At 34.0% G+C, this 580-nt stretch carries 1 pseudogene; it reads left to right on the top strand.

The features are described from left to right. Positions 1–335: pseudogene (locus tag OZD66_RS05865) on the top strand (hypothetical protein); the annotation flags it as partial. Positions 336–580: the final 245 nt, after the last annotated feature.

The following is a 580-nucleotide window of genomic DNA, read 5'->3' as shown; positions in this document are numbered from 1 at the left end:
TCATAACTATATGCTGCTGGCACTCAACCTCCTTATCATCGTCTATCCTTATCTTATCACATCCGGACTTCTATGAAAAGAGCTATACATTGACCATCAAGCACCTTAAAAATTTTTATGATGGCTTGATAAACAGCATTAATAAGTATGACGAAAATATGGATAGTGCAATTCAAAGTGGTATAATAACACAATTATCATCAACCATAGATAGTATAGGCAGCAAGACAAGTAGTATAGACAGTGAACTTGCAGATCTTAGGAATTCGATTCCAGATATTGGAGAAGCTCCTCCATTACTCCATATTACTGGTGAAGAGAACGGATTGCTTTAATAAAAAAGGTAATAGCCTGATATTAGGCTGTTACCCTTTCCACATATCATTTCAATATAGCTGAGTTGATTTTGAAATTATAATTTTTTATAGGAGTTAGCATGAATAATAGTAAACAAGAAAGCAAAAACGAACTTAAAGTAATAAGCAAAATAGAAGTTATAGCATTTCTCATAATAGTCCGAACAGGTCATAGGAAGGCAGAATCAACAGCACGACGAAAGGATTCGAATAGAGGAATGTTT

Origin of the sequence: Wolbachia endosymbiont of Drosophila baimaii, from assembly GCF_028982185.1 — a bacterium.
Taxonomy (GTDB): domain Bacteria; phylum Pseudomonadota; class Alphaproteobacteria; order Rickettsiales; family Anaplasmataceae; genus Wolbachia; species Wolbachia pipientis.
Note: the sequence above shows the minus strand (reverse complement) of the source record. Positions and strands in the feature narration are given on the sequence as shown.